The organism is Streptomyces kurssanovii, from assembly GCF_040677245.1.
Lineage (GTDB): Bacteria > Actinomycetota > Actinomycetes > Streptomycetales > Streptomycetaceae > Streptomyces > Streptomyces kurssanovii.
The window spans coordinates 1-8,108 of record NZ_JBFAQK010000107.1; the positions used below are offsets into that span (position 1 = coordinate 1).

Genomic DNA, 8,108 nt, shown 5'->3' on the forward strand with positions numbered 1-8,108 from the left:
AATACCCTTTCTGTAGACAGGTGACTGTAGTACAGACTTGTGATCTTCCGATCGGCGGTAAGGGCCCGGTCGGGGTGGTGCGGACCGGGCCCTTCGAGGGCTTGCGGTGAGGTCAGACCTTCAGCGGCCTGATCGCGGTCGGGGCGTGACCCGGCTCGGTGGCGATCTCCTCGAACTCGGTGACGTCACTGATGTCCGCGGTCTTGCTCATCGCGATGTTGGTGACGCGCTCCAGGATCGCTTCGACCACGACCGGGACCCGGTACTCGGCGGCGAGCTTCTTCGCCTCCTCGAAGGCCGGCAGCAGCTGGTCCGGCTCGGTGACGCGGATCGCCTTGCAGCCGAGACCCTCGACGACCTTGACGTGGTCGACGCCGTAGACGCCGATCTCCGGGGAGTTGATGTTCTCGAACTCCAGGTTGACCTGGAAGTTGATGTCCAGGCCGGCCTGCGCCTGACGGATCAGGCCCAGGTAGGAGTTGTTCACCAGGACGTGGACGTACGGGATGCGGTGCTGCGCGCCGACCGCCAGTTCCTCCAGCATGAACTGGAAGTCGTAGTCGCCGGAGAGGGCGACGACGGACGCCTCCGGGTCGGCCTTGGCCACGCCGAGCGCGGCGGGGATCGTCCAGCCGAGCGGGCCGGCCTGACCGCAGTTGATCCAGTGGCGCGGCCGGTAGACGTGCAGCATCTGGGCGCCCGCGATCTGCGAGAGACCGATGGTGGTGACGTACCGCGTCTCCGGCCCGAACGCGCGGTTCATCTCCTCGTACACGCGCTGCGGCTTGAGCGGCACGTTGTCGAAGTGCGTACGCCGCTGGAGGGTCGCCTTGCGCTCGTTGGTGGCGTCGACCCACTCCCGGCGGTCGGGCAGCCGGCCGGCGGCCTTCAGTTCCTTCGCGACCTCGACGAAGAGCTCCAGGGCGGCCTTCGCGTCGGAGGCGATGCCGTAGTCGGGGGCGAAGATCTTGCCGATCTGGGTGGGCTCGATGTCGACGTGGACGAACTTGCGGCCCTTGGTGTAGACGTCGAGCTTGTAGCCGGTGTGACGGTTGGCCCAGCGGTTGCCGATACCGAGGACGAAGTCGGACTCGAGGAAGTTCGCGTTGCCGTAGCGGTGCGACGTCTGGAGACCGACCATGCCGGCGTTCAGCTCGTGGTCGTCGGGGATGGTGCCCCAGCCCATCAGGGTGGGGACGACGGGCGTGCCGGTGATCTCGGCGAACTCGACGAGCAGGTCGGAGGCGTCGGCGTTGATGATGCCGCCGCCGGCGACGATCAGCGGACGCTCGGACTCCAGCAGGAAGCCGATGGCCTTCTCGATCTGGGCCCGGGTCGCGGCCGGCTTGTAGACCGGGAGCGGCTCGTACGTCTCCGGGTCGAAGTCGATCTCGGTGAGCTGGACGTCGATCGGCAGGTCGATCAGGACCGGGCCGGGGCGGCCGGAGCGCATCAGGTGGAAGGCCTGCTGGAACACGCCGGGGACCTGCGCGGCCTCCAGCACGGTCGTCGCGGCCTTCGTGACCGGCTTGGCGATCGAGGCGATGTCGACGGCCTGGAAGTCCTCCTTGTGGATCACGGAGGTGGGGGCCTGGCCGGTGATGCACAGGATCGGGATCGAGTCGCCGATCGCCGAGTACAGCCCGGTGATCATGTCCGTGCCGGCGGGGCCGGACGTGCCGATGCAGACGCCGATGTTGCCCGGCCGGGTACGGGTGTAGCCCTCGGCCATGTGGGACGCGCCCTCGACATGGCGGGCGAGCGTGTGCTCGATGCCGCCGCCGGCCTGGAGGGCCTTGTAGAAGGGGTTGATCGCTGCGCCCGGCACACCGAACGCGTGGGTGACGCCTTCACGCTTGAGGATCTCAACTGCCGCACGGGCGGCGGTCATTCGAGGCATGGGGTGCTCCTGCTTCGGCCTGTCGGATCTGGTCGGAACGGTCGGAACAGGCTCTGTCGCGCCACCTGAGAGCAGCTATTCCGTATTGTGGAAGTTCAATTTTGCTATACGGAAGCAATGTAGGGCGCGCTCCGGGCCACGTCAAGGGACGCCCACCACGACGGCCGCCGGCCCGCGGAGTCGGCGAAGTGCCTCGCCAACGGGGCGCGGTTGATGGACGATGGGGGCAATCGAGGAGAGGAAGAGAGGCGCGATGACCGAGAGCGTGCCGGTGCGCTGCCCGGTCTGCCGCCGTGACCACTTCTTCGCGGCACCCGTCTACCCGTGCCCGTGCGGCGCCCCGCTCGCGGCGCCCCTGCTGCGAGCCGCCCGGCCGGAGCCGATAACGCACCGCACCTGGACGGACGACTGGGTGACGGTCCGGTGCCCCGAGTGCGACCGCCTGGACCAGTGGCCCCAGCCCGAGCTGGGCTGCCCCTGCGGCACGGTCCTGCGGGTCCCGGTCCGGCCCGTCGGCACACGGCCGGTGCCGGCCCACGCCGAGGGGCCGGGCCGTCCGAGGCGCCCCTGGCACATACCGCTGCCGCGCACGGCCGTCGCCTCCCGGCCCTCCTTCCGGCCGGTGACGATCCGCACCGCGCGCGACGCGGTCACCGCCGCCGCCCTCTATCTCAAGTGGCTGGGCTTCCGAGACGTGATCCAGCCCGAGGTCCGCCCCGTGTCCGGCATCGACCTCAGAGGCCCCGGCATCGTCGCCCAGGTCGACCCCACGACCAGACCGGCGACCCTGCGCGCCGTCGAATGCCTGTGGCTGAACGGCCTCAGCTCGTCCTCCGCGAGCGTCTTCTTCTCCCTCGCGGGCTACGCGGACGACGCCCGCGCCCGTGCCGACCAGCTCGGCGTCCCCCTGTTCGTCATGGACCTCACCGGCTGCCCGCAGCCGGTCAACGCCCCTGCGGACGAGCTGATCTCCACGGGCGTGTGACGCCCCGCGCGACGACTTCTCCCCCGCTCCCCTCCCCGTTCCCCCGGCGCTCCTCCCCCGCCGGTCCGGTCAGCGACCGGAACGCCTCACCGCCGGGCCGACGGCGTGACGACGTTGATGTTGAACGTGTGGCCGCCCACGCCGGCGGCGATCCCCATGAAGAGCAGCGCGAAGTGCTCCTGTCCCCGTGCCGTGGTGATGCCGCCGATGTCCATCACGGAGGAGGGCGGCCATCCGAGGTCGCCGAGGAGGCGGCCGGTGAGCTGCTTGGCCGGGATGCTCTCGCCGGAGAGGAAGACCGTGCTCGGACCGTCCAGGCCGGCGGGGTGCGCCATCACGGTGGAGTCCATGGTGCACAGCGTCTTGACCACCGCCGTTCCCGGGAAGGCGGCCTGGATCTGCTCGCCGAGACTGCTGTTGGGGTGGGAGAGTTCCGTGTAGTCGTCGGACAGTCCGACGCCGACGTCGATCAGCGTCTTTCCGGTGAGGACCGGCGCCCCGATCGCGGCGAGCAGTTCCAGGGACACGGTCCCCGGCGTCGCGTTGACCACGACCTCCGCGTCGGCGGCCGCCTCGTCGAGACCCACGACGGTGAAGCCCGGTTCGTTCCTGTCCTGCGGACGGCGCGACCCGAGAACCACCTCGTGTCCCGCGCCGGACCAGCCGGCCGCCAGCGCTCGGGCCACGTTTCCTGTGCCAAGGATTCCTATTCGCATGGTGCGACGCTAACGGCGCGGCGACCCGGCCGGATCGGGCTCAGGGCCCGGACGTTGTGGGCCTCATGGCGTAGGTCCCCCGGCCCGCCCGGGCCGGGTCGTGCGCGCACGCCCCGGCCGGGTCTCCGGTACGCGTCCCTGACTCAGCCGTCCCCGAAGCGGCGCCGAAGTTCCACCTTGCGGACCTTGCCGCTCACCGTCATGGGGAAGTCCGTGAGGACCTCCAGACGGCGCGGGATCTTGTAGTGGGCCAGCTTCTCGCGGCAGAACTCGGTGATCTCCTCCAGCGTCGGGGCGTCGGCCGGGTCGCGCGGGATCACGCACGCGAGGATCTCCTCGCCGTAGCGCTTGTCCGGCACGCCGACCACCTGCACGTCGGCGATCTTCGGGTGCGCGTAGAGGAACTCCTCGATCTCCCGGGGGTACACGTTCTCGCCGCCCCGGATGATCATGTCCTTGATGCGGCCGACGATCTGGACATAGCCGTCCTCGCGCATGACGGCGAGGTCGCCCGTGTGCATCCAGCGGCCCGCGTCGACCGACTCCGCCGTCTTCTCCGGCTCGTCCCAGTAGCCGAGCATCACGCTGTAGCCACGGGTGCACAGCTCGCCCGCCTCGCCGCGCGGCAGGGTCACGCCGTCGACCGGGTCGACGACCTTGACCTCGATGTGCGGCATGACCCGGCCGACGGTGCCCGTGCGGCGCTCCAGGTCGTCGTCGCGCCGGGTCTGCGTGGAGACGGGGGACGTCTCCGTCATGCCGTAACAGATCGACACCTCGGCCATGTTCATCTCGGCGACGACCCGCTTCATCACCTCCACCGGGCACGGCGAGCCCGCCATGATGCCGGTGCGCAGGGTGGAGAGGTCGTAGGAGGCGAAGCCGGGCAGGTTCAGCTCGGCGATGAACATCGTCGGCACCCCGTACAGCGAGGTGCAGCGCTCCTGCTGCACGGCGCGCAGGGTGGCCGCCGCGTCGAAGGAGGGCGCCGGGATCACCATGCACGCGCCGTGGGAGGTGGCGGCGAGATTCCCCATGACCATGCCGAAGCAGTGGTAGAAGGGCACCGGGATGCAGATCCGGTCCTGCTCGGTGTAGGCGATCATCTCGCCCACGAAGTAGCCGTTGTTGAGGATGTTGTGGTGGGAGAGCGTGGCGCCCTTCGGGAAGCCGGTCGTGCCCGACGTGTACTGGATGTTGACGGGGTCGTCGCACGACAACCGCGCTTCCTGGGCCCGCAGTTGCTCGTCGGTGACGCCGGCGGCCGCCTCCAGCAGCACGTCCCAGGAGCTGTCGGCGATGTAGTGGACGGCGCGCAGCCCCGGGCACTCGGGGCGCACCGCGTCGACCATGGCGCGGTAGTCGCTGGTCTTGTGCGTCCGCGAGGCGACCAGCAGCGAGACCCCGGCCTGGTTCAGTACGAACTCGAGCTCGTGCGCCCGGTACGCCGGGTTGATGTTCACCATGATGGCGCCGATCCGGGCGGTGGCGTACTGGATCAGCACCCACTCCGCGCAGTTGACCGCCCAGATCCCGACCCGGTCCCCCTTGCCGATGCCCGAGCCGAGGAGTCCGCGGGCCAGCAGATCGACGGTGGCGTCGAGTTCGGCGTAGGTCCAGCGGGAGCCGGCCGCCACGTCGACCAGTGCCTCCCGGCCGGGGTGCGCGGCGGCGGTACGCGCCAGGTTGCCGCCGATCGTCTCGCCGAGCAGCGGGGTGCCGCTGACGCCGTGTGCGTACGAGAGGGTCATCGCAGGTCGCCTTCCGAGTACTCGGCGGCGGAGCCCTGGGCCGTGCGCTCCCTCAGTTCGATCCGGCGGATCTTCCCGGACACGGTCTTCGGCAGCTCGGCGAACTCCAGCCGGCGGATGCGCTTGTACGGGGCGAGCACCGCGCGCGAGTGCTCGAAGATCAGCTTCGCCGTGTCGGGCCCGGGCTCCCAGCCCTCCGCGAGGACGACGTACGCCTTCGGGACGGCGAGGCGCACCGGGTCGGGGGCGGGCACCACCGCGGCCTCCGCCACCGCCTCGTGCTCCAGCAGCGCGCTCTCCAGCTCGAAGGGGCTGATCTTGTAGTCGGAGGCCTTGAAGACATCGTCCGACCTGCCCACATAGGTGATGTAGCCGTCGGCGTCGCGGGAGCCGATGTCGCCCGTGCGGTAGTGGCCGCCGGCCATCGCCTCCGCGGTGCGTTCCTCGTCGCCGTGGTACCCGGTCATCAGGCCCACCGGCCGGCCGGACAGGTCCAGGGCGATCTCGCCCTCCGCCGCGCCCGGTTCCCCGGTGACCGGGTCGAGGAGGTCGACCTTGTAGCCGGGGCTGGGCCGGCCCATCGAGCCGGCCTTCAGGAGCTGGCCGGGGCTGTTGGAGACCTGCACGGCCGTCTCGGTCTGGCCGAACCCGTCGCGGATGGTCACGCCCCACTCGCGCCGCACCGTCTCGATGACCTCGGGGTTGAGCGGCTCACCGGCGGCGACGACCTCACGCGGCGGCTTCCGCAGCCCGCTCAGGTCGGCCTGGATGAGCATCCGCCAGACCGTCGGCGGGGCGCAGAAGCTGGTGATCCCCTCCCGGTCCATCTCGGCCATCAGCCGGACCGGGTCGAAGCGTGTGTAGTTGTGGATGAAGACCGTCGCCTCCGCGTTCCACGGCGCGAACAGATTGGACCAGGCGTGCTTGGCCCAGCCGGGCGAGGAGATGTTCAGGTGCACGTCGCCGGGCTTCAGCCCGATCCAGTACATGGTCGCGAGATGACCGACCGGGTACGACACATGGGTGTGCTCGACGAGCTTCGGCCGCGCGGTGGTGCCGGAGGTGAAGTACAGCATCAGCGTCTCGTCCGCGCGGGTGGGGCCGTCGGGCTCGAAGAACCGCGGGCTCTCGTAGGCGCCGCTGTAGGACAGCCAGCCGGGACGCTCGCCGCCGACCACGATCCGGCTGTAGTCCCCGGGGACGTCGTCGAACTTGCCGGTGTCCTCCGGGCGCACCACGACATGCCGCACCCGGCCGCGCTCGATCCGGTCGCGCAGGTCCGCCGGGCCGAGCAGCGGCGTCGCCGGGATCATCACGGCGCGCAGCTTCATCGCGGCGAGCGCGGTCTCCCACAGCTCGACCTGGTTGCCGAGCATGACGAGAATCCGGTCACCGGCCCCGACCCCCTGGGCGCGCATCCAGTTCGCCGCCCGGTCGGACCGGGCGGACATCTCGGCGAACGAGAACCGGCTGCTCGTCCCGTCCTCCTCGACGATCCGCAGCGCGGGCGCGTCGTTGCCCTCGGCGATGACGTCGAACCAGTCCAGCGCCCAGTTGAAGTGCTCGAGGCGGGGCCACTCGAAGCCCTCGTAGGCGCGTACGTAGTCCTCCCGGTGCTCCAGCAGGAAGTCCCGTGCGGCCCGGAACCTCTCCGTCGCGCTGCCAGACGTCATGTGTCCTCCTCGTTGCGGGACCGGCCGTCCACATCGTGTAATCGGTGACCGAGGTCTCACTACCCCCGTACGGGGGTGTCGTCCCCGCCTCGGGGGCACCGGAGGGAGGAAGCACGCGTGACAGGAACCGGCGAAGCGGCCGAGATGCGGGCGGCGCTGCTCCGACTGCGGCGGACGACGGGACTCCCCGTCGCCTTCGGCGGGCTCCTCACCGACGGGCGGCGGCAGCAGCTGCGCATCGGCGAGCTGAACGGCACCGCGACCGGGGCCCTGCGCGGGCTCGCCATCTGCGCGGGCAACGGCCTGGGCGGCAAGTCGATGGCCCTGTCCAGGCCATGCGCGGTGACCGACTACCCGGCGGCGCGGCACATCAGCCACGAGTACGACGCGGCGGTGGCCTCCGAGGGGCTGCGGTCGGTGGTCGCCGTCCCCGTCGTGGTGCACCGCCGGGTGCGGGGCCTGCTGTACGGGGCGCTGCGCCGGCCTCTCGTGCTCGGCGACCGCGTCCTCGACGCGGCGGTGGCGGCGGCGCGGGACGTCGAGCAGGCGCTGGCCGTCCGCGACGAGATGCAGCAGCTGCTCGCGAGGGCCCGCCCACCGGCCACGGACGACGCCGTGGGTCCGCGCGACCGGGAGACCGTACGCGAGGTCCACGGCGAACTGCGGGCCCTGGCCCCCCGGATCACGGACCGGGTCCTGCGCGAGGAACTGCTCGCGGTCTGCGCGCGACTGGTCCCGGGCCCGACCGCGCCGGGCTCGGCGACCGGCGAGGTGTCGCTGACGCCGCGCGAACTGGACGTGCTCGGCTGCGTCGCCTCCGGCGCGACGAACGCGGCGGCGGCGGGGCGGTTGGGGCTGCGGCCGGAGACGGTGAAGGCGTATCTGCGGTCGGCGATGCGGAAACTGGGGGCGCGGACGCGGCTGGAGGCGGTGGTGGCGGCCCGCCGGGCCGGCCTCCTGCCGTGACGCGCGCCACCCGCTGCGCGGGGCTTGTCCCCTACCCGCCCCTTCCCGAAACCGGGGCAGGCCCCGGACCCCGTACCGCCCTGCGGGCGGCGTACCGCGCTCCGCGCGGTGCCCTCA

At 71.1% G+C, this 8,108-nt stretch carries 6 protein-coding genes; 2 read left to right on the forward strand and 4 right to left on the reverse strand.

The features are described 5' to 3' along the window. Positions 1–112: 112 nt before the first annotated feature. Entirely contained in the window at positions 113–1,900 is a 1,788-nt protein-coding gene (gene gcl / locus AB0K36_RS34225) for a glyoxylate carboligase (protein ID WP_364601639.1), read from the reverse strand. Positions 1,901–2,153: 253 nt separating this feature from the next. Between gcl and AB0K36_RS34230 the strand changes: the two genes are divergently transcribed. Then, entirely contained in the window at positions 2,154–2,885 is a 732-nt protein-coding gene (locus AB0K36_RS34230) for a hypothetical protein (RefSeq protein WP_364601641.1), read from the forward strand. 86 nt (positions 2,886–2,971) lie between these two features. Here the strand turns inward: AB0K36_RS34230 and AB0K36_RS34235 are convergent, their stop codons facing one another. The 3 genes from AB0K36_RS34235 to AB0K36_RS34245 all read right to left on the reverse strand — a co-directional run bounded on the left by AB0K36_RS34235 (position 2,972) and on the right by AB0K36_RS34245 (position 7,025). After that, positions 2,972–3,601, reverse strand: a complete 630-nt coding sequence (locus AB0K36_RS34235; protein ID WP_364601643.1) for an NADPH-dependent F420 reductase — start codon at positions 3,599–3,601, stop codon at positions 2,972–2,974. A 143-nt stretch (positions 3,602–3,744) separates the two neighbouring features. Further along, positions 3,745–5,352: an AMP-binding protein gene (locus AB0K36_RS34240; protein ID WP_364601645.1), complete on the reverse strand. Its 1,608-nt coding sequence runs from the start codon at positions 5,350–5,352 to the stop codon at positions 3,745–3,747. After that, positions 5,349–7,025: an AMP-binding protein gene (locus AB0K36_RS34245; RefSeq protein WP_364601648.1), complete on the reverse strand. Its 1,677-nt coding sequence runs from the start codon at positions 7,023–7,025 to the stop codon at positions 5,349–5,351. Before AB0K36_RS34245 ends, AB0K36_RS34240 begins: the two co-directional genes overlap by 4 nt. Before the next feature lie 144 nt (positions 7,026–7,169). On the opposite strand from AB0K36_RS34245, the gene AB0K36_RS34250 reads away from it, so the two are divergent. Beyond that, positions 7,170–7,991, forward strand: a complete 822-nt coding sequence (locus AB0K36_RS34250) for a response regulator transcription factor (RefSeq protein ID WP_364601650.1) — start codon at positions 7,170–7,172, stop codon at positions 7,989–7,991. Positions 7,992–8,108: the final 117 nt, after the last annotated feature.